The 20207-nt window shown below is 61.3% G+C and carries 20 protein-coding genes; 2 read left to right on the top strand and 18 right to left on the bottom strand.

Annotation, left to right across the window (positions count from 1 at the left end; genetic code table 11):
* Position 1 precedes the first annotated feature (1 nt).
* Positions 2–481 carry a YhbY family RNA-binding protein gene (locus tag AC1DMA_RS00585; protein WP_478123401.1) on the top strand — a complete coding sequence of 160 codons (480 nt, stop codon included), beginning with the start codon at positions 2–4 and terminating at the stop codon, positions 479–481.
* A gap of 2 nt (positions 482–483) precedes the next feature.
* Entirely contained in the window at positions 484–1248 is a 765-nt protein-coding gene (locus tag AC1DMA_RS00580) for a glycosyltransferase (RefSeq protein WP_478142929.1), read from the top strand.
* Here AC1DMA_RS00580 and AC1DMA_RS00575 read toward each other — a convergent pair whose 3' ends face one another.
* The 18 genes from AC1DMA_RS00575 to frr all read right to left on the bottom strand — a co-directional run bounded on the left by AC1DMA_RS00575 (position 1249) and on the right by frr (position 20196).
* Positions 1249–1662 carry a DUF4149 domain-containing protein gene (locus tag AC1DMA_RS00575; RefSeq protein ID WP_478123403.1) on the bottom strand — a complete coding sequence of 138 codons (414 nt, stop codon included), beginning with the start codon at positions 1660–1662 and terminating at the stop codon, positions 1249–1251.
* A 7-nt stretch (positions 1663–1669) separates the two neighbouring features.
* On the bottom strand, positions 1670–2146 hold the full coding sequence (greA, locus tag AC1DMA_RS00570) for a transcription elongation factor GreA (protein ID WP_478123404.1): 477 nt from the start codon (positions 2144–2146) through the stop codon (positions 1670–1672).
* A gap of 64 nt (positions 2147–2210) precedes the next feature.
* Positions 2211–3080, bottom strand: a complete 870-nt coding sequence (locus AC1DMA_RS00565; RefSeq protein ID WP_478123405.1) for a Kdo hydroxylase family protein — start codon at positions 3078–3080, stop codon at positions 2211–2213.
* Between the two features lie 31 nt (positions 3081–3111).
* Positions 3112–6333 carry a carbamoyl-phosphate synthase large subunit gene (gene carB / locus AC1DMA_RS00560; protein ID WP_478142928.1) on the bottom strand — a complete coding sequence of 1074 codons (3222 nt, stop codon included), beginning with the start codon at positions 6331–6333 and terminating at the stop codon, positions 3112–3114.
* Positions 6326–7510, bottom strand: a complete 1185-nt coding sequence (gene carA / locus AC1DMA_RS00555) for a glutamine-hydrolyzing carbamoyl-phosphate synthase small subunit (protein WP_478142927.1) — start codon at positions 7508–7510, stop codon at positions 6326–6328. Before carA ends, carB begins: the two co-directional genes overlap by 8 nt.
* Before the next feature lie 136 nt (positions 7511–7646).
* Positions 7647–8423 (bottom strand): TrmH family RNA methyltransferase, encoded by a 777-nt coding sequence (locus tag AC1DMA_RS00550; RefSeq protein WP_478123408.1) that lies wholly within the window; start codon positions 8421–8423, stop codon positions 7647–7649.
* Positions 8420–9124, bottom strand: a complete 705-nt coding sequence (rnhB, locus tag AC1DMA_RS00545) for a ribonuclease HII (RefSeq protein WP_478123409.1) — start codon at positions 9122–9124, stop codon at positions 8420–8422. The genes AC1DMA_RS00550 and rnhB overlap by 4 nt, the downstream gene beginning before the upstream one ends.
* Positions 9096–10250: a lipid-A-disaccharide synthase gene (gene lpxB / locus AC1DMA_RS00540; protein ID WP_478123410.1), complete on the bottom strand. Its 1155-nt coding sequence runs from the start codon at positions 10248–10250 to the stop codon at positions 9096–9098. The genes rnhB and lpxB overlap by 29 nt, the downstream gene beginning before the upstream one ends.
* A 5-nt stretch (positions 10251–10255) precedes the next feature.
* Positions 10256–11044 carry an acyl-ACP--UDP-N-acetylglucosamine O-acyltransferase gene (lpxA, locus tag AC1DMA_RS00535; RefSeq protein WP_478142926.1) on the bottom strand — a complete coding sequence of 263 codons (789 nt, stop codon included), beginning with the start codon at positions 11042–11044 and terminating at the stop codon, positions 10256–10258.
* A 13-nt stretch (positions 11045–11057) separates the two neighbouring features.
* A complete protein-coding gene (gene fabZ / locus AC1DMA_RS00530) occupies positions 11058–11501 on the bottom strand; it encodes a 3-hydroxyacyl-ACP dehydratase FabZ (RefSeq protein ID WP_478142925.1) in 444 nt (147 codons plus the stop codon).
* Positions 11498–12484, bottom strand: coding sequence for a UDP-3-O-(3-hydroxymyristoyl)glucosamine N-acyltransferase (gene lpxD / locus AC1DMA_RS00525; RefSeq protein ID WP_478123413.1), 987 nt, complete (start codon positions 12482–12484; stop codon positions 11498–11500). Before lpxD ends, fabZ begins: the two co-directional genes overlap by 4 nt.
* A 14-nt stretch (positions 12485–12498) precedes the next feature.
* Positions 12499–13029: an OmpH/Skp family outer membrane protein gene (locus AC1DMA_RS00520; protein ID WP_478123414.1), complete on the bottom strand. Its 531-nt coding sequence runs from the start codon at positions 13027–13029 to the stop codon at positions 12499–12501.
* Entirely contained in the window at positions 13029–15434 is a 2406-nt protein-coding gene (gene bamA / locus AC1DMA_RS00515; protein ID WP_478123415.1) for an outer membrane protein assembly factor BamA, read from the bottom strand. The genes AC1DMA_RS00520 and bamA overlap by 1 nt, the downstream gene beginning before the upstream one ends.
* A gap of 39 nt (positions 15435–15473) precedes the next feature.
* Positions 15474–16844, bottom strand: a complete 1371-nt coding sequence (gene rseP / locus AC1DMA_RS00510; protein ID WP_478142924.1) for an RIP metalloprotease RseP — start codon at positions 16842–16844, stop codon at positions 15474–15476.
* A gap of 21 nt (positions 16845–16865) precedes the next feature.
* Positions 16866–18044: a 1-deoxy-D-xylulose-5-phosphate reductoisomerase gene (gene ispC, locus AC1DMA_RS00505; RefSeq protein WP_478123969.1), complete on the bottom strand. Its 1179-nt coding sequence runs from the start codon at positions 18042–18044 to the stop codon at positions 16866–16868.
* A 5-nt stretch (positions 18045–18049) separates the two neighbouring features.
* Positions 18050–18895 carry a phosphatidate cytidylyltransferase gene (locus AC1DMA_RS00500; RefSeq protein WP_478123417.1) on the bottom strand — a complete coding sequence of 282 codons (846 nt, stop codon included), beginning with the start codon at positions 18893–18895 and terminating at the stop codon, positions 18050–18052.
* A gap of 4 nt (positions 18896–18899) precedes the next feature.
* Positions 18900–19634, bottom strand: a complete 735-nt coding sequence (uppS, locus tag AC1DMA_RS00495; RefSeq protein ID WP_478123418.1) for a polyprenyl diphosphate synthase — start codon at positions 19632–19634, stop codon at positions 18900–18902.
* 1 nt (position 19635) lies between these two features.
* On the bottom strand, positions 19636–20196 hold the full coding sequence (gene frr / locus AC1DMA_RS00490) for a ribosome recycling factor (RefSeq protein WP_478123419.1): 561 nt from the start codon (positions 20194–20196) through the stop codon (positions 19636–19638).
* Positions 20197–20207: the final 11 nt, after the last annotated feature.

Genomic DNA, 20207 nt, shown 5'->3' with positions numbered 1-20207 from the left:
GATGCCCGCCATTCAACTTACCCCTGCGCAGCGCAAGGTGCACCGCTCCGAAGCGCACCATCTGGATCCGATCGTGATGATCGGCGGTGACGGGCTGACGCCAGCCGTGAAGAAGGAAACCGACGCCGCCCTCAAGGCGCATGGCCTGATCAAGGTGCGCGTCTTCTCTGACGACCGAACCGCTCGCGAAGCCATGCTTCAGACCCTGGCCGACGAACTGGACGCAGCACCCATCCAGCACATCGGCAAGCTGCTCGTCCTCTGGCGGCCTATTCCCCCAAAGGAGAAAGCGATCGACGAAGACCGCATGCCAGGCCCGCGCGATGTCAAGGTGATCAAGTACAGCAAGCGCGCCGGCCAACGTCCTGAAATCAAGACGCTGCGCGTGCTTGGCAACCAACGCCTGACCCCCGGCGGCAACATCAAGCGAGCCAAGGCGAAGAAGCCGCTGTCGGACAAGAAGCGCCGCCAGGCGGATTGAGGATGCCGACGCAGACCGCGGGACGACCGCAGCGCCACATCCTGTGCATGAAATGGGGCACCAAGTACGGGCCCGAATACGTCAATCGCCTGTACGCCATGGTGCGGCGACATCTGACCGGCGACTTCAATTTCGTGTGCCTTACCGACAACAGCGAAGGTATCCGGAGTGAGGTCCAGTGTTTTCCGATTCCGCCGCTGAATCTCGAACTGGCGCCCGGCCAGGTCGATCGGGCCTGGAAGAAGCTCACCACCTTCGAGAAAGACCTACACGGCTTGCGCGGGACGGCGCTGTTCGTCGACCTGGACGTTGTCGTGGTTGGCAGCCTGGACGAGTTCTTTGAGTATCCGGGCGAGTTCCTGATCATTCACGACTACGAACGCCCTTGGCGCCGGCGGCGAATCACCGGCAATTCGTCCGTGTACCGCTTTGAACTGGGAGCGCATCCAGACGTCCTCGCCCACTTTCGCGAGAACATGGACGCGGTGCAGGCGGAGTTTCGCAATGAGCAGACTTACCTGTCCGACTTCATGTACCGGAAAGGCAAGCTTGCTTACTGGCCGGAAGCTTGGTGTCCGAGCTTCAAGTACCACGGGATTCCGAGCTGGCCCAGCAACTACTGGCGAGAACCTTTCGTGCCGGAGGGCGCCAAGATCATGGTGTTCCACGGCGAATGCAATCCGCCCGATGCGCTGGCGGGGAGGCGCAACCGCCGCTTTCGTTTCATCCGGCCGGCCCGCTGGATCACCCAGTTCTGGAAGGCCTGATCAACCTCGGCGCGGGCCCATTCGCCAGAGTAGCGCACCGGCGCAAGCCCACTGCCCCAGGTACATGACGCTTCCCAGTGAATGCCAAAACCTGAGGTTTTCGCGCGCCACGATGCGCGGCGCGACTGCATATTGCTGCAGTAGAGCCAGCAACAGCGCTGTGATCACGAGAAAGACGGCGGTTCGCGCAGCAGCAGTGACGCGTTCATCGGCCTGGGCGCGAAAGTAGATCAGCAGGATCAGCCCGCAAGAAAGCGCCAGCCATGTCTGGGCGGCGAACAGTTGCGCCGCGAAGTTACCCGCAACAGATGGGCTGCCCAGCCGTGCGAACAACATCGGCACGACAATAAATCCGACCGCCGACAGGCTGCCCCACCAGAGGGCGGCGAGCATGAGGGCGATGCGGTCTTTCATCCTGCGTTCAGAGGTAGCTGACGGCGACGATTTCGTACCGCTTCAGGCCGCCCGGCGCTTGCACCTCCGCGGTGTCGCCCTCTTCCTTGCCGATCAACGCGCGCGCGATTGGACTGGAGACGTTGATGAGACCGAGCTTCAGGTCGGCTTCGTCTTCGCCCACGATCTGGTACTTGACGGCTTCGCCGGTCTTTTCTTCTTCGAGTTCCACCGTTGAGCCGAAGACGACCTTGCCCCCCGCGTCGAGTTCGGACGGGTCGATGATTTGTGCTGCGGACAGCTTGCCTTCGATGTCCTGGATGCGGCCTTCGATGAAGCCCTGACGGTCTTTGGCGGCTTCGTATTCAGCGTTTTCGCTGATGTCTCCTTGCGCGCGCGCCTCCGCGATCGAGTTGATCACACCGGGGCGATCGACGGTCTTGAGCCTTTGCAGCTCTTCGCGCAGCTTCTCGGCGCCGCGCTTGGTGATGGGGATGGTTGCCATTGGGTTGCTCCAGAAAGCGAAACCGCCGAACGCTGCCGTTCGGCGGTTGAAGGGAGAGAAAAATTCAGACGAGCTTGCGTCCAGTCAGCCGGCTCAGAATGGCGAGCGGGCTCGATTCAGGATTGTATTGCCTTGCTGCGGGCAGATGCAGCGTCTGTTCAAGCATGTACTGCCCCGACATGACCGCGTGAGAAGTCTGGTCCGAGAAGCACACCCAGACCGATCCTGCCGGAAACGGCACCGTTTCCTGCTCGGCATTCTTTTGATATTGAAGGTCAGACTTCATGCCGTCGTGCAGTTGGAGCATGAGGTGGTCGTATTCGCTGCGCAGCGACTTCGTCACGCGAAGAGCCCGGAGCATCTTCGCCTCCCAACGTGAATACGGCTTTGCGCGCGGAAGGAAGCGTTCGGCAACCTTCTCGAACGGCTCGCCAACGCGCCATACACGCGGCGCGCCGTCCGGGTTGGCGTTTGTGAACACACGCAAGATTCTCTCGCCGTAGTTGGGGCGCGAAGGAAAGGCGTCGACGTGCAGCCGACGGTCATCTGCCCGCCATGACTGCACCCGCGTCTCAACCTGCGCCGGACGATAGCTGGTCGGCGCCAGCCGCAAGGCCGGCGTGTAGTGCGGCAAGAGGCCGTGAATCAATTGCTGGGCCTGTGCGCGAAAGCGTCCAATCATGGTCGACACGGCGCGCTGGCGCTCCTCGTCTCCTGCCACGCCTTTCAGGCGCCCGTTAGCATCCAGGCTGATGTTGCGCACGTCGGGCGACAAGACTGCCGGTGTCAGCAAGGCGCGCTCGTCAGGCAGTATGTCGAATCCGAGCCGAGGGAAGTACAGAACCTTTCCCGCCTCTAGCTCGGCAATCCACGCCTCGTTCGCCGTCGCTGCGTTCCAGTCGGACAGGTCAAGTTCTACGAGTTGGGTGTCCATTGGAAAAGGGCTCCTTCCACTCAGCGACGGATCAGGCAAGCTGAGCGTGCATCTCCTGGACCGAAATGACGCCGAGGTCGTCCATGTGCTGCATGCCTTCGACGGCCGCTTCGGCGCCGAAGATGGTCGTGAACGTCGTCACGCGCGCCAGGAGCGCGGACGTACGAATCTGACGCGAATCAGCGATAGCGTTGCGCCGCTCTTCCACCGTGTTGATGACCAAGGCGATCTCATTGTTCTTGATCATGTCCACGATATGCGGACGCCCTTCGGTGACCTTGTTGACTACCGCGCAACCCACACCCGCCGCATTGATTGCCGCAGCGGTTCCTTTGGTGGCGATGAGGTCGAATCCCAGCGCAGCCAGCCCGCGAGCGACTTCCACGGCGCGCGGCTTGTCGTTGTTCTTCACCGAGATGAAGACTCGGCCGGACTTCGGCAGGTGCGTGCCGGCGCCCAATTGCGATTTGACGAAGGCTTCGCCGAAGGTCTTGCCCACGCCCATCACTTCGCCGGTCGACTTCATCTCCGGGCCGAGAATGGTGTCCACGCCAGGGAACTTGACGAACGGGAACACGGCCTCCTTGACGCTGAAGTACGGCGGCGTGACCTCGCGCGTGACGCCCTGCGACGTCAGCGACTGGCCGGCCATGCAACGAGCGGCCACCTTGGCCAACTGAATCCCCGTCGCCTTGCTCACGTAAGGCACCGTGCGGGACGCGCGCGGATTCACCTCCAGCACGTAGATCACATCTTCGCCGTCCTTTTCCTGGATCGCGAACTGCACGTTCATCAGGCCCACCACGTTCAGCGCCTTCGCCATGGCGGCGCTTTGGCGCTTGAGCTCGGCAATGGTTTCCGCTTTCAGGCTGTAGGGAGGCAAAGAACAAGCGGAATCGCCGGAATGCACGCCCGCCTGCTCGATGTGTTCCATCACACCGCCGATAAGCGTGTTGCCCTCCGCATCGCGAAGGCAATCGACATCGCACTCGACCGCATCATTCAGGAAGCGATCAAGCAGCACCGGCGAATCGTTGCTTACCTTGACCGCCTCGCGCATGTAGCGCTCGAGGTCGCGCTGCTCGTGCACGATTTCCATGGCGCGACCACCGAGCACGTAGCTCGGACGCACGACAAGCGGATAACCAAGCGCAGCAGCCTTCTCGAGCGCTTCGGGTTCGGTGCGGGCGGTGGCGTTCGGCGGCTGACGTAGCTTGAGCTCATGCAGCAGCTTCTGAAAGCGCTCACGGTCTTCGGCGGCGTCGATCATGTCCGGCGAAGTGCCGATGATCGGCACACCATTGGCTTCGAGGTCGAGCGCGAGCTTGAGGGGGGTCTGACCGCCGTACTGCACGATGACACCCGTCGGCTTTTCCTTGTCGACGATTTCCAGCACGTCTTCAAGCGTGAGTGGCTCGAAATACAGTCGGTCGCTCGTGTCGTAGTCCGTCGACACCGTCTCAGGATTGCAGTTGACCATGATGGTCTCGTAGCCGTCCTCGCGCATTGCCAGTGCGGCATGCACGCAGCAGTAGTCGAATTCGATGCCCTGCCCGATGCGGTTGGGGCCTCCGCCCAGGACCATGATCTTCTCCTTGCTGGTGGGTTCGGCCTCGCACTCGTCGTCGTAGGTCGAATACATGTAGGCGGTGTTGGTGGCGAATTCGGCCGCGCAAGTGTCGACACGCTTATAGACGGGACGCACGCCCAGCGCACGACGCTTTTCGCGGATTGCGGTATCGGTGGTCTTCAGCTGGCGCGCGAGGCGGCGGTCGGAGAAGCCCTTTTTCTTGAGCGCGAGCAGAGTGTCCCGATCGATCTCGTCGAGGGACTTGGTTTCCAGTTCGAGTTCGATCTTGACGATTTCCTCGATCTGTACAAGGAACCAGGGGTCGATCTTGGTCAAGGCGAAGACTTCATCCACGCTCAAGCCCATTGCAAAGGCATCGCCGACGTACCAGATCCGGTCGGGCCCCGGCTCACCGAGTTCCTTTTCAAGCACTTCGCGGTCTTGCGTCTTCTCGTTCAGCCCATCGACGCCGACTTCGAGGCCACGCAGGGCTTTCTGGAACGATTCCTGGAAGGTGCGGCCCATCGCCATCACCTCGCCGACGGACTTCATCTGTGTCGTCAGGCGCGAATCGGCCTGCGGGAATTTCTCGAAAGCGAAACGCGGAATCTTGGTGACCACGTAGTCGATGCTCGGCTCAAAGCTCGCAGGCGTGGCGCCGCCCGTGATCTCGTTGCGCAATTCGTCGAGCGTGTAGCCTACCGCCAGCTTGGCGGCCACTTTCGCAATCGGGAAACCCGTCGCCTTGGAGGCCAGAGCGGACGAACGCGACACACGCGGATTCATCTCGATGACGACCATGCGGCCGTCCTTCGGGTTGATCGAAAACTGGACGTTGGAGCCGCCCGTGTCGACACCGATCTCGCGCAGCACGGCCAGCGAGGCGTTGCGAAGGATCTGGTATTCCTTGTCCGATAGCGTCTGTGCGGGTGCAACGGTGATCGAATCGCCGGTATGCACGCCCATGGGATCCAGGTTCTCGATTGAGCACACGATGATGCAGTTGTCGGCCTTGTCGCGGACGACTTCCATCTCGTACTCTTTCCAGCCGAGCAGCGATTCTTCGATCAGCAACTCGTTTGTCGGCGAGGCTTCGAGGCCGCGCTTGCAGATGGTTTCGAACTCTTCGGGGTTGTAGGCAATGCCGCCACCCGTGCCGCCGAGCGTAAAGCTCGGACGAATTACGACCGGGAACCCGACCGTCTTCTGCACAGCCCAGGCTTCGTCGAGCGAATGCGCGATGCCCGAGCGTGCAGAGCCCAGGCCGATCTTCGTCATTGCGTCCTTGAACTTCAGGCGGTCCTCGGCCTTGTCGATGGCTTCGGGCGTGGCGCCGATCAGCTCGACCTTGTACTTCTCGAGCACGCCGTTGCGCCAAAGGTCCAGCGCGCAATTGAGCGCAGTTTGTCCGCCCATCGTCGGGAGGATTGCGTCCGGGCGCTCCTTGGCGATGATCTTCTCGACCGTCTGCCAGGTGATCGGCTCGATGTAGGTCACGTCGGCGGTGGCCGGGTCCGTCATGATCGTCGCCGGATTGCTGTTGATGAGGATGACCTTGTAGCCCTCTTCGCGCAGCGCCTTGCAGGCTTGCACGCCGGAGTAGTCGAACTCGCAGGCTTGGCCGATGATGATCGGGCCAGCGCCGATGATGAGGATGCTCTTGAGATCTGTGCGCTTAGGCATTCTTCTGTCCTTCTTTGTGACTTTGCATGAGTGCCGTGAAGCGGTCGAACAGGTAGCCGATGTCATGTGGTCCCGGCGAAGCTTCAGGATGGCCCTGGAAGCAGAAGGCGGGCTTGTCGGTTCGTGCCAAACCTTGCAGCGTGTTGTCGAACAGGCTGACGTGCGTGGGGCGCAAGTTGGCGGGCAGCGTCTTCTCGTCGACCGCAAAGCCATGGTTCTGGCTGGTGATGCTCACCCGACCGTTGTCGAGGTCCTTCACCGGATGATTGGCGCCGTGGTGGCCGAACTTCATCTTGAAGGTCTTCGCGCCGGAAGCCAACGCCATGATCTGGTGGCCGAGGCAGATTCCGAAAACCGGGATGCCGGTTTCGATGAGTTCACGCGTCGAATCGATGGCGTAGTCGCAGGGCTCCGGGTCGCCGGGGCCGTTGGCCAGGAAAATGCCGTCCGGGCGCAGTTTGAGCACGTCGGCAGCAGGGGTCTCCGCCGGCACGACGGTGATACGCGCGCCGCGCTGGGCGATCATGCGCAGGATGTTCTTCTTGACCCCGTAGTCGAACGCGACGACGTGAAACTTGGGCGTGATCTGCACGCCATAGCCGGAACCGAGCTTCCACTCGGTCTGCGTCCATTCGTACGTTTCCTTGACCGAAACCACCTTGGCAAGATCGAGGCCTGCCATGCTCGGCGCAGCCTTGGCTGCGGCAACAGCCTTGTCGATCAATTTCTGGGAGACCGTTTCGCCCTCTGGCAACCCGAGAATGCAGCCGTTCTGGGCGCCTTGCGTGCGCAAATGGCGTGTCAGCTTTCGGGTGTCGATGTTTGCAATGGCGACTGTGTTGCCTCGCATGAGGTATTCGTTCAGCGTCGCCGATTTGCGGAAGTTCGACGCGACGAGCGGCAGGTCCTTGATGATCAGGCCCGATGCATGAATCTTGTCGGCCTCGACATCTTCCTCGTTGGTGCCATAGTTGCCGATGTGCGGGTACGTGAGCGTCACGATCTGCTGGCAGTAACTCGGATCGGTCAGGATTTCCTGGTAACCGGTCATGGCGGTGTTGAACACCACTTCGCCAGTCGTGACGCCCGTGGCGCCGATCGAATTGCCGAGAAAAATCGTGCCGTCTGCAAGCGCCAGGATGGCGGGCGGGAATTTTCCCTTGAGAGACAAAAGCACTGGGATCTCCGGATGGATGACGCCCAAAGCGAACCCAAGAACTGAATTTGGGCTGCGACTTTCGTCGAGGAGTTGGCTTGCGTGCGCTGAGGGCGGGGTGTGAGCGGGAAAGCCCTTGATTATAGCCGTGGGCGGCTCAGGAAATGGCTCCCGCCGCGCTCGCATGCAGGCAGATCGCGGCGGCCGCGGCTACGTTGAGCGACTCCTCGCCGCCCGGCTGCGCTATCCGGATATGTTGGGCAGCCCGCGCCTCCAGTGCGGCCGAAACGCCCTGCCCTTCGTGTCCCATCAGCCATGCACAGGGATGAGGCAATCGGGCCCGATGAAGCCAATCGCCACGGTGCGAACTGGTGGCAACGCACGGCACGGCCAAGGCGTCCAGCGCGTCGATTTCCGCAGACTCGATCAGTCTCAGTCCGAAGTGCGCGCCCATGCCGGCGCGGAGCACCTTTGGCGCCCAGAGCGCAGCAGTCCCCTTGAGCGCGATGATCTGGGTGAATCCGAATGCGGCGGCGCTTCGCAAGATTGAGCCGACATTGCCCGCGTCCTGCAGGCGATCGAGCACCACAGTGGGAGCGGATGCCTCGAGATCCGGCGTGAGAGGCAAATCGAGCACAAACCCCATCGGAGCGGGCGATTCAAGGCCGCTGACTCCCGCCAGCAGGGCATCGGCGACCACCACCGTTTTTTCGGCGGCGTTCGTCCATTCGCGCGCTGACGTCGGCCAAAGCGACTCCGCAATAACCGCAATCGACGCACGAACGCCACGTTCTCGAGCTGCCCGGCACAGATGATCCCCCTCCAGCCATACGCGCCCCGTCTTCCGGTAGGCGCCGGGCTCGTGCGCAAGCTTGCGGAGTTCTTTGAGCAGCGGGTTGTCTCGCGAAGTGATGTGCCCGACGTCGGATGTCATGGCGAGATCTGTATTTCGATGCTGGTGACCCGCGTCACCGTCGCGTCGCCAGCGGCGCCAACAGCCTCGAGAGACCCGGAAGTGCGCACGAGTGCGGCGGCAACCGGGCTGAACGACCTGCGGTGATGCACGCAAGCACCGTGGCGCATCAACGCCTCCAGGTGTTCGGGCGTGCCGTAGCCTTTGTGACCGGCAAAGCCATATTGGGGATATTCGGCATGCAGTTGCTCACAAAGTCGATCGCGATACACCTTCGCCAGGATCGACGCCGCCGAAATGGCTTTGACGCGGGCATCGCCCTTGATCACCGCTTCGGCAAGCACACCGAGCGTGGGGAGCCGATTGCCGTCAACCAACACCTTGCCCGGCTTCAGTCGCAAGCCCTCCACGGCGCGGCGCATAGCAAGCATAGTGGCTTGGAGGATGTTGTGCGTATCGATTTCCTCGACGCTCGCCTGCGCGACCGAGCAGCACAGAGCTTTCGCAAGGATCTGTTCGTTGAGGCGCTCGCGCTGCAGCGCCGTCAACGTCTTGGAGTCGGCGAGGCCACGGATCGGACGTTTTTCGTCCAATATGACGGCAGCGGCGACAACCGGCCCGGCCAGCGGGCCCCTGCCTGCCTCGTCGACACCGGCGAGCAAGCCCGGCGCATCCCACACCAGGGTGGCCTGTTCAGCCTTCAAGAACTTTCTGGATTGCATTGGCGCACAGTGTCGGCGTATCGCGGAGCAATTCAGTATGCAGCGCGCTAAAACGTTGTTGCAAAGCGTGAACCTTCTCGGGCGCAGCGAGCCACCCAAGAGTCGCTTCGGCGAGAGCCTGCGGGGTCGCGTTGTCCTGCAGCAGTTCAGGGACGACGAACTCGCCGGAAAGAATGTTCGGCAGTCCGACCCATGGTTGAAGCTGCTTGTGCTTCATGACCAGGTTCCACGTCAACGTATTGACCCGGTACGAGATCACCATCGGCCGCTTGAACAGGGCGGCTTCGAGCGTTGCGGTCCCGCTGGCGATCAAGGTCACATCGCAGGCAGCCAGCGCCGCGTGTGACTGACCGTCCAGGAGCTTCACACGGCCGTCCATAACGCTGTCTCGCAGCAGTTGCTCCATTTCGGCTCGCAGGTTCGGCAGTACGGGCAGGATGAACTGGAGCGCCGGACGCGACTCGCGCATGACCGCGGCAGCGGCGAAGAATAGCGGTGCAAGGCGCCGGATCTCCGAGCCTCGACTTCCGGGCAGCAGGGCGACAACGGTCGCCTCTGCATCCAGTCCAAGAGACAGGCGGGCGGCCGCTTGGTCAGGCGTCATCGGAATGACGTTTGCCAACGGGTGGCCTACATAACTCGCGGCAATTCCATGCTTTGCGAGCAGTTTCGGCTCGAAAGGGAAAATACAAAGAACGTGGTCGGCAGCGGCCCGCAGCTTTTCCACCCGCTCCGGTCGCCACGCCCAGATCGAGGGACAGACAAAATGCGCCGTCTTCATGCCCCTGTTTCGCAGCGCCACTTCCAGATCCAGATTGAAGTCAGGCGCGTCGACACCGATGAAGATGTCCGGCCGTTCGCGAAGCAGGCGAGCTCGCAATTGCCGCCGGATGCCGGCTATTTCCGGATAGTGGCGCAGGACCTCGACGTACCCGCTGACAGCGAGCTTCTCCTGAGGCCACCAGGTCTCGAATCCGCGGGCAAGCATCCGCGGGCCGCCAATGCCCACAGCCTTCACGTCCGGCCAACGCGCCTGAAGCCCATCAATGAGAAGGCTGGCCAGCAGGTCGCCAGAGGCCTCGCCCGCGACCAGCGAAAACCGCCGCCCTGCAACTTCCGCCGTCATTGCCTTCAGCGCGCGATGCCGCTTGCTGCGCTGCCGAGGAACGCGCGCATTTGCGCCACGTCCGCCGCTGCGCCGGGCATCTCAGTGGCCAACTCGGCGATGCCTTCCCGGGCTTGGTCGAGCGTCTTGCCCTGGCGATACAGCAACTTGTGCATCTCTCGGATGGCGGCGATCCGTTCAGCGGAAAAATCGCGCCGACGCAAGCCGACAAGATTGACGCCGCGGACAGCGAGCGGATTGCCGTCGACCACCATGAAAGGCGGAACGTCCTTGCCCACGTGGCTTGCAAAGCCGATCATCGAATGGGCGCCGATGCGCATCCGCTGGAGGATGCCGACGAGGCCGCCGACTGTGGCCCAGTCGCCGATTCGCACGTGCCCGGCCAACGTCACGTTATTGGCCATGGTGATCTGGCTGCCGAGTTGGCAATCGTGCGCAATGTGCACGTAAGCCATGATCCAGTTGTCGTCGCCAACTCGCGTGGTGCCGACGTCCTGTACCGTACCCAGGTTGAATGTGCAGAATTCGCGAATGGTGTTGCGATTGCCGATCACCAGTTCTGTCGGCTCTCCAGCATATTTCTTGTCTTGCGGTACCGCGCCGAGCGATGCGAACTGGAAGATGCGGTTGTCGTCGCCTATAGTGGTCCGGCCTTCGATCACGCAGTGCGCGCCGATGGTCGTGCGAGCCCCCACACGAACGTGCGGCCCGATCACGGCATAAGGCCCCACGCTCACAGTCGGATCCAGTTCAGCACCGGGATCGACGATGGCCGTCGAGTGAATCAGCGTCATGCCCACCGCAGTTTCAATTGATCTGCCGCATTGCGCACATCAGCGAGGCCTCGCATGCCAGCTCCGGCCCCACCAATGCTCGACCCTTGAACTTGGAGATGCCAGCCTTCATCCGTTCGATTTCCACTTCGAGCGTCAGTTGATCCCCAGGTTCGACGGGCCGCTTGAAACGGGCGCCATCGATGGCCGCAAAGTAGTAGACGGTGTTGTCGTCCGGAATGATGTCCAGCGAATGAAAGGAGAGCAGCGCGGCTGCCTGCGCCATGGCTTCGAGCATCAACACACCCGGCATTACCGGGCGATGCGGAAAGTGTCCGTTGAAAAAAGGCTCGTTCATGGTCACGTTCTTCAAAGCCTTGATTCGCTTGCCCTTTTCCATTTCGAGCACGCGATCCACAAGCAAAAACGGATAGCGGTGAGGTAGCAGCTTGAGGATTTGATGGATATCGAGCGTCATGATTTCTTGTCCTGCATCGTCAGTTTTTCCAGCGCCTTGAGGCGCTCGCGCAGACTGTGCAGTTGCTTGAGCGTGGCTGCATTCTTTTCCCAGGCGGCATTGTCGTCGATGGGAAACACGCCAGTGTATTGGCCCGGCTTGAGAATGGATCGCGTCACGAGCGAGTTGGACGAGATATGCACGTGATCGGCGATCGTGAGATGGCCCAGGACGCCAGCGCGGCCGCCGAACGTGCAGTACGCGCCGATGGTCGCGCTGCCGGCCACCGCCGTGCAGCCGGCCATTGCCGTGTGCTTGCCCACTCGCACGTTGTGGCCGATCTGGATCAGGTTGTCGAGCTTGACGCCGTCTTCAATCACGGTGTCTTCCAGTGCACCTCGATCGATACAGGTGTTGGCACCGATCTCGACGTCGTCGCCGATTCGCACGGCGCCAAGTTGCTCGATCTTGACCCATGCGCCTTCGTGCGGGGCAAGCCCGAATCCATCCGCGCCGATGACGACGCCCGGATGCAGAAGACACCTGTCTCCAATGACGCAATCCTCGCTCACCGTGACTCGGGACTTCAGCACGGTATCGGCACCGATGCGCACGCCCCGCTCCACGACGCACAGCGCGCCAATCCTGGCCGTGGGATGGACCGCAGCATCTGGATCGATGACGGCGCTCGGATGAATGCGCACGGTCTCCGGTCGTGCGTGTGCCTTCTTCCAGAGCTGAGTCAACCGGGCGAAGTACAGGTATGGGTCCGGTGTAGAAATGAATGCGCCGCGCTCTGCGGCGGCTTCTCGCATGGCAGGTGCGACGATGACACAGCCCGCCTTCGAGGCGGCCAGCTCTTTGCGATATTTGGGATGGCTCAGAAAGCTGATGGCATCGGGTCTTGCCACCGAAAGCGGTGCCAGCCGCTCGATGGACAATGCCGGATCGCCCTTAAGCTCGCCCCCGAGAGCATCGACGATCGCGCCTAACCGCAGTGCCACGCCGTTCTTCGGCGCTACTTGCCGCCGTTCGAGGACGACGCGTTCAGCGCCTTGATCACCTTCTCGGTGATGTCGTGCTTGGGATTGATATAGATCGCTTCCTGCAGGATCGCATCGTACTTTTCAGCTTCGGCCACCTGCTTGACCACGCGATTGGCCCGCTCGTAGACCTGCTGCAGTTCTTCGTTCTTGCGGGCGTTCAGATCTTCCTGGAACTCACGGCGGCGACGCTGGAAATCCCGGTCCTGATCGATCAAGGCACGTTGCCGTGTGATGCGCTGTGCCTCTGGAAGCGTCGGAGCCTCCTTTTCGAACTTCTCGGACGCCGCCTTGAGCGCCTCGCCCTGTGCGGTCAAATCCTTCTCGCGCTTGAGGAATTCGGCCTCCAGTTTTGCCTGAGCTGCCTTGGCGGGCAGCGCTTCGCGCAGAACGCGGTCAGGATTCACAAAACCGATGCGGAATGTTTCCTGCGCGTGGGCGGGTGTCCCCACCGCCAGAAAGGCGGGGATCAGCAGCGCACCTGCGACACGGAGCAATGGGGTCATTAGAAGGAAGTTCCGATCTGGAATTGCAGGCGTTGAATTCTATCCTCCGGGATGTTGTTCAAGACGTCCGCCTTCTGGTACACGACCGGAATGGCATACGCCAGGCGCAGCGGGCCAAGGGGGGATATCCAGCTGATTCCAAGGCCGACGGACGCGCGGATCTTGGTGATCGCATCCCACTGAGCATCGGTGGAGAACGTATTGCGCTCTGCCCAGACGTTGCCGGCATCGAAGAATCCGTAGAGACGCAGAGTCCGATCGTTGCCCGCACCCGGGAACGGAGTGCTCAACTCGGCATTGAAGATAGCCTTTTTAGTGCCACCCAGCGCCGCACCCTCGACCTGGCCATAGACTGGCACGTCCGTCGGCCCCAGGGAGTTCTGTTCGAAGCCGCGAACGGAGCCCAACCCGCCAGCATAGAAATTCTTGAAGATCGGATAAGGATTGTCACCAAAGGCCTTGGCGTACCCGAAATCGCCGTTCACTGCGAATGTGTACTGCTTGTTGAGCGGGAACCACTGCTGGTATTGGTAGCTGGTCTTGTAGTACTTCATGTCTCCGCCGGAGCCAATTTCGAGATTGGCACGCTGCAGACGACCACGCGTCGGGACTAGCGCGCTATCGCGATCGTCGCGCGCCCAGCCAACGGTCAGAGGGATGCCCCAGACCGAGTTGTTTGCACAGAATGAAACAAGGCCATCCGGTCCCGTCGTACATCCGAAGTAGTCGCGGTACGACTGCGGCGTTGCCGCGGAGATGTAAGTGCCGGGGTCGAAACGGTAACGCTCGAGGCCTGCGCCAAAATAGACCGTGTCCACCTCGCTGAACGGCACGCCGAAGCGGATGCTCCCGCCCTCGTTCACCAGTTTGTAGTCGCCATCCACGTTGTAATACGGCCGGGTCGTCGTGGTGTAGAGACTGAAAGTGCGTGAGATGCCATCCTTAGTGAAGTAAGGATCGGTGGTGGTCAACGAGATCGTGCGGTTGTACTTGCTCGTGTTGACCTGCACGCCCAGGTAGTTGCCGGAACCGAACACGTTCTCCTGCGAAATACCAAAGGTCAACGAAACTTTGTCCGCGGTGGAGAAGCCGGCGCCCAACTGCAATGAGCCAGTGGGCTTTTCAACCACGTTGATAGTCAGGTCCACCTGGTCGGGCGAGCCCGGCACTTCCTGGGTGTCGACGTTGACGTCGGTGAAGAATCCCAGACGGTCCACACGATCGCGCGACAGCTTGATCTTGTCGCCGTCATACCAGGAGGCCTCGTACTGCCGGAATTCGCGTCGGATGACTTCGTCGCGCGTGCGATTGTTACCGCCGATCGACACACGGCGCACATACACGCGCCGACCTGGATCGGCGTTCAGGGTCAATGCGACACGATTGTTGGTGCGGTCGATCTCGGGCTCGGCCTGCACTCGCGCGAACGCATAGCCGAAAGAGCCGAAATAATCGGTAAACGCCCTGATTGTCTCGTTGAGTTGTTCGCCGTTGTAGGGCTCGCCGGGTCGAATGGTCACCAGCGACTTGAATGCGTCTTCGCGTCCCAGGAAATTGCCAGACAGCTTGACGCCGGAGACGATGAATTTTTCGCCTTCGCTGATGTTGACGGTAACTGCCAGATCCTGACGATCCGGAGAAATTGCAACCTGGGTCGAGTCGATGTGAAACTCCAGGTAGCCGCGTGACAGATAGTAGGAGCGCAGCGTCTCCAGGTCGGCATTGAGCTTGGTGCGAGAGTACTGGTTGGACTTGGTGTACCAGCTCAACCAGCCACCACTGTCCTGGTCGAAGAGGCTGAGCAGCGTGGATTCGCTGAAATCCTTGTTGCCGACGATGTGGACTTCGCGAATGCGTGCGGGCTCGCCTTCGGTCACGGTAAAGGTGAGATTGACGCGATTGCGCTCGATCGGAGTCACAGTCGTGACGACCTGGGCGTTGTACAGGCTCCGGCTCACGTATTGGCGCTTCAGCTCCTGCTCCGCACGATCGGCCAGTGCCTTGTCGTAAGGGCGTCCGTCGGCCAGACCCACTTCGCGCAACGATTTCACGAGTGCGGCCTTGTCGAATTCCTTGGTGCCGACGAAGTCGACCTCGGCAATGGTCGGCCGCTCTTCGACGACGACGACGAGCACATTGCCATTGACGTCGATTCGCACGTCCTTGAACAAGCCCAGATCGAACAAAGCACGGATCGCTGCCGAGCCACGTTCGTCGTTGTACGTGTCGCCTACGCGAAAGGGCAGCGAGGCGAAAATCGTACCCGGCTCCACACGCTGGAGGCCTTCGACGCGGATGTCGCGAACCGTGAATGGTTCGACCGCCCAGGCCGCAGTGGCGGCAATTGCGCTGGCCACCATTACGGCGACGCTGCGCAGGCGAAAGCGACTGAATGTTTTGTTCATCTGTGAATTTGCGCCGGCGCGGAATGGGCCGGCAGATAGTTAACCAAAGAGCCGCGTGACGTCGTTGAAAAGTGCGATCGACATCATGACAAGCAACAACGCAACACCGCCGCGCTGAAGCCGTTCCATCCATGCGTCTGAGACACTCCTGCCGGTCAGGCCCTCCCAAAGATAATACATCAGGTGTCCTCCATCGAGGACCGGCAACGGCATGAGGTTCAGCACGCCGAGACTGACGCTGATGAGTGCGAGGAACACCAGGTATTGGGTAATGCCAAGGCTTGCGGACTTGCCCGCATAGTCGGCGATCGTCAGGGGGCCGCTCAGATTCTTGAGCGATGCTTCGCCGACGACCATCTTGGCCATCATGCGCACCGTGAGGGCGGACACTTCCCATGTCCGAACGAACCCATGCAAGAGCCCGTCAATGGCCCCTTGCCTCACGAGAACCATCTCAGGAGGAGCCCCGACGTAAGCACCGACGCGGCCGATCTTGACGCCTGCCTCATCGCGAACGTCGGGGGCCACATCGAGCTTCAGCACCTGGCCGGCACGTTCGACTCTCCATGGCTGGACCCTCGGCTGGTCGCCGTCGATCGAAGCGCGGATCACCTCACGCAGTTGTTGGCCATCGACGATCGTGGTCGCTCCCACCTCCCGAACGACGTCGCCCGCGTGCAGACCGGCCCGCTCCGCAGCACTGTTCGCCATCACCTCGCCAATCTCCGGACGCGTCAATGGAGCAACGATGCCGATCTTTCGGAACATCTGCGCATCGGCGTCCTTGGCCTCTATACGGCTCAACGGCAATATGAGTTCGCGCGATGGGCGCCCGCCCTCACCTGCAATCTCAAGCGTAAGGTCGCGCCCGTCAAGGGCGCCACGAGTCATGCGCCAGCGCAGATCTTCGAAAGACTGCACCGGCTCCAGCGCACCGTCGAAGCCCGCCCGCGTGATGTGCTCTCCGCCGCGCAGCCCCGCGCCTTCGGCCAACGACGCCGCCACGGGGCGCGCAAGCTTCGCGGAAGGCTCCTCGACGCCAACCCAACTCACGACGCTATAGAGCAGCACCGCCAAGAGCAGATTTGCAATGGGCCCCGCAGCGACTATCGCAGCGCGCGACCGCAAGGGTTGTGTGTTGAATGCGCGATGCCGCTCTTCAGGGAGCACCGGGCCTTCGCGCTCGTCCAGCATCTTCACGTATCCGCCGATCGGAAACATGCCGATCACGAACTCGGTGGTCTGCCCAGGATGCTGGCGCTTCGGCTGCCAGCGATAGAGCGCCGCCCCAAATCCGACCGAGAAGCGCAGGACCTTCACGCCACAGGCCACCGCCACTCGGTAGTGACCGTACTCGTGAACTGCGATCAGCAAGCCGAGCGCGACGATGAAGGCAACGACTGTGAGCATCGGATTTCCGATCGTGGGTGGTTAGGCAGCGAAGCGCAATGCGGCTGCGTTGGCTGCGGCACGGGCGCTGGCATCGAGTGCGAGCAAGTCGCCAAGCGACTCCGGCTTGGAGGGAAGCACCGCCTCCAAAGTTTCCATGTTGACTGCGTGAATGCGGTCGAAGCGAAGTCGCCGGTCCAGGAAGGCTTCAACGGCCACTTCGTTGGCAGCGTTCAGAATCGCCGTCGTCCCCGGAGCGGCGCGAAGTGCATGCCAGGCCAGTTCGAGGCCGGGAAAGAGCGCCGCGTCGGGTGGATCGAAGGTCAAGGCCGACATTTGACGAAAATCAAGTCTGCCCGCGCCGCTTTCGATCCGCTCAGGCCAGGCAAGCCCCACGGCGATGGGTACACGCATATCAGGCGTTCCGAGTTGGGCAATCACAGATGAATCCGCAAACTGAACCATCGAGTGCACCACGCTCTGAGGATGAATGACGACCTCGATTTGATCCGGCCGCACTCCGAACAAGTGACGTGCCTCGATCACTTCGAGCGCCTTGTTCATCATGGTCGCGGAGTCCACCGAAATCTTGCGGCCCATCACCCAGTTCGGATGAGCGCAAGCCTCTTCTGGCGTGACGTTGATCAGCGATGCGGGTTCACGCGTTCGAAACGGCCCGCCGGAAGCAGTCAAGATGATCTTGTCGATCCGCCGCGCCCACGTCGACGGGTCTTCCGGAAGCGACTGGAAAATCGCCGAGTGTTCGCTGTCTATCGGCAGCAGGGTCGCTCCGCCCTGCCGCACAGTGCTCATGAACAGTTCGCCGCCAACGACCAAGGCTTCCTTGTTTGCCAGCAATAGCCGTTTGCCTGCTTGAGCGGCGGCCAGGCAAGGCCCCAGTCCTGCGGCGCCGACGATGGCCGCCATGACGACATCCGCTTCGTCGTGGGACGCAATCGTCTCGATCGAATTCCTACCCTGCAATACGCGTGTAGGTATTCCGTTTTGCCTTAGTTTTTCAGCAAGAAGATCCGCGTGCGCCGCGCTGGCCATGGCGGCGAACTTCGGTGAGAAGCGCGCGCATTGCGCCAGCATCTCGTCGACCTTCGTTGCCGCGGACAAGGCAAAGACTTCAAACCGGTCGGGATGTCGAGCGATCACGTCCAAGGTGCTCACGCCGACGGACCCCGTCGAGCCGAGCACAGTGACGCGCTGTCTGATTGAGTTCACAGGGAGGCCAACATCATTGCGATAGGCAGCGTCGGAAGCAAAGCATCAACCCGATCAAGAACGCCGCCATGCCCCGGCAGCAGGGAACTGCTGTCCTTCGCACCCGCACTTCGCTTGATCAAGGATTCGACCAGATCACCCACCACGCTCATTGCCGCGAGGAATATTACGCCTATCAACAGGAGCCACCAGCCACGATCAGCCAGCCGCGTATAGAGGCTGACGACCGTGGCCTGCAGCGCCGCGTCGCTCCAGGTCCAGGCGATGGCCAAAATGATCACGCCAGCCATGCCTCCCCATACGCCCTCCCAGCTCTTGCCGGGGCTGATGCTGGGCGCAAGCTTGTTATGAGTAAATTTGAGCCCGAACGCCCTGCCCGCGAAATAGGCAAACACGTCGGCGACCCACACCAATACAAGGATCGACAACAGGAAGTTGATCCCGATCATCCGCGCTTGCACTGCGGCAAGCCACGCGACCCACAGTGCCAACAAGCCTCCTACCAACCGCAATCCCTTGGGGACTCGCGGCCATCCTGGCACTGCAACCCGGAGCAGTGCGGCGCCACCCAATACCCAGGCAGCACTGGCGACGATCCAGACGAGAAGCAGGGGCGCATCGAGCAGTCCCAGCCACCAGGACAGCGAGCAAAGCAAGACGATTTCGACCCCGAGGAACAGCGATACGGCTTGACCGTAGCCATTGAGGCGGCCCCATTCCCAGCCAGCGGCGCCGATCAAGGCGAGCATGACGCAGCCGAAGGGAACGTAGGACGGATAGAAAAGCGCTGGGAGAAGGATCGCCAGCAAGACGGCCGCTGTGATGATGCGTTGTTTGAGCATGCGCTCAGGCTACTTGCTGATCAGGCCGAGCCGGCAACCGGACCTGCGCCGACGTTTTTCCGTATCGACGCTCGCGAAGCTGGTACGCATCAATAGCCTCGTCCAGTGCGGCTTCATCGAAATCGGGCCAAAGCCTGTCACTGAAGAACAACTCGGAATAGGCGCTCTGCCAGAGAAGAAAATTGGAAAGCCGTTGTTCGCCACCGGTGCGGATGAATAGATCGGGGTCCGGTACGTGCGAGAGCGCCATGGCGGCATCGAGATTGGCTTCCGTCAGCGCTTCGCCTCGAGCCACCAGTTGCGCCGCGGCCCTGGCAATGTCCCAGCGGCCGCCGTAGTTAAAACAAACGTTGAGAACTAGTCGACTATTGTGAGCCGTCGCAGTTTCCGCCTGGATCAGCCCGGCCGCGATCTTCTCGGACAGCCCCCCCCGCTCACCCACGAAATGAAGGCGGACGCCATCGTGGCTCAACTTCGGAACCTCACGAGCAAGCGCACCAACCATCAAGTCCATTAGTCCGGACACTTCCTCGATGGGTCGATTCCAGTTCTCCGACGAGAAGGCGAAGACCGTCAGCACAGCGACACTACGCGCCACGCAAGCCTTGACGCATCGCCTCAAGGATTCGACGCCCTGCTTGTGCCCCGCCACCCGCGGCAGGAAACGACGCGTTGCCCAGCGCCCATTCCCGTCCATGACGATGGCAATGTGATGAGGAATCGCGCGCGGACTCTTCATGTCAGACCGCCATGATCTCGGCTTCCTTGGCTGTCACCAGCCGGTCGATCTCAGCAATGTGTCGGTCGGTGACCTTTTGGATTTCAGCCTCTGCGCGCTTCTGATCGTCTTCGGATGCCAGCTTGTCCTTGACCAGTTTCTTGATTGCGTCGTTTGCATCGCGCCGCAGATTCCGCGTGGCGACCTTCGCGCTTTCGCCTTCGTTGCGGACCAGCTTGGTCATTTCCTTGCGCCGCTCCTCGCTCATGGGAGGCATCGGAACGCGGATCAAGTCCCCCATCGAAGCGGGGTTGAGGCCGAGGTCGCTTTCGCGAATCGCCTTTTCAATCTTGGCGCCCATACCCTTTTCCCAAGGCTGAACGCTGATGGTCCGCGAATCGAGCAGTGCAACGTTGGCAACTTGGGACAGCGGCACCGACGAACCGTAGTACTCGACGTGGATGGAGTCCAGCAGAGCGGGACTTGCCCGACCTGTCCGAATCTTGGTGAGGTTGTTTTGGAACGCCGCCAGCGATTGGTTCATCTTGGCGTCTGTTGCGTTTCGAATGTCTGCAATGGTCATAGATACTTTCT

The sequence above is a fragment of the Variovorax sp. 05N34 genome (assembly GCF_056397405.1).
This window is presented reverse-complemented; position numbering and strand designations above follow the sequence as displayed.

Coding starts and splice junctions, on each gene's coding strand:
- AC1DMA_RS00585 (WP_478123401.1), top strand. CDS start 2: ATGCCCGCCATTCAACTTACCCCTGCGCAGCGCAAGGTGCACCGCTCC.
- AC1DMA_RS00580 (WP_478142929.1), top strand. CDS start 484: ATGCCGACGCAGACCGCGGGACGACCGCAGCGCCACATCCTGTGCATG.
- AC1DMA_RS00575 (WP_478123403.1), bottom strand. CDS start 1,662: ATGAAAGACCGCATCGCCCTCATGCTCGCCGCCCTCTGGTGGGGCAGC.
- greA (WP_478123404.1), bottom strand. CDS start 2,146: ATGGCAACCATCCCCATCACCAAGCGCGGCGCCGAGAAGCTGCGCGAA.
- AC1DMA_RS00565 (WP_478123405.1), bottom strand. CDS start 3,080: ATGGACACCCAACTCGTAGAACTTGACCTGTCCGACTGGAACGCAGCG.
- carB (WP_478142928.1), bottom strand. CDS start 6,333: ATGCCTAAGCGCACAGATCTCAAGAGCATCCTCATCATCGGCGCTGGC.
- AC1DMA_RS00550 (WP_478123408.1), bottom strand. CDS start 8,423: ATGACATCCGACGTCGGGCACATCACTTCGCGAGACAACCCGCTGCTC.
- rnhB (WP_478123409.1), bottom strand. CDS start 9,124: ATGCAATCCAGAAAGTTCTTGAAGGCTGAACAGGCCACCCTGGTGTGG.
- lpxB (WP_478123410.1), bottom strand. CDS start 10,250: ATGACGGCGGAAGTTGCAGGGCGGCGGTTTTCGCTGGTCGCGGGCGAG.
- lpxA (WP_478142926.1), bottom strand. CDS start 11,044: ATGACGCTGATTCACTCGACGGCCATCGTCGATCCCGGTGCTGAACTG.
- fabZ (WP_478142925.1), bottom strand. CDS start 11,501: ATGACGCTCGATATCCATCAAATCCTCAAGCTGCTACCTCACCGCTAT.
- AC1DMA_RS00520 (WP_478123414.1), bottom strand. CDS start 13,029: ATGACCCCATTGCTCCGTGTCGCAGGTGCGCTGCTGATCCCCGCCTTT.
- bamA (WP_478123415.1), bottom strand. CDS start 15,434: ATGAACAAAACATTCAGTCGCTTTCGCCTGCGCAGCGTCGCCGTAATG.
- rseP (WP_478142924.1), bottom strand. CDS start 16,844: ATGCTCACAGTCGTTGCCTTCATCGTCGCGCTCGGCTTGCTGATCGCA.
- AC1DMA_RS00500 (WP_478123417.1), bottom strand. CDS start 18,895: ATGCTCAAACAACGCATCATCACAGCGGCCGTCTTGCTGGCGATCCTT.
- uppS (WP_478123418.1), bottom strand. CDS start 19,634: ATGAAGAGTCCGCGCGCGATTCCTCATCACATTGCCATCGTCATGGAC.
- frr (WP_478123419.1), bottom strand. CDS start 20,196: ATGACCATTGCAGACATTCGAAACGCAACAGACGCCAAGATGAACCAA.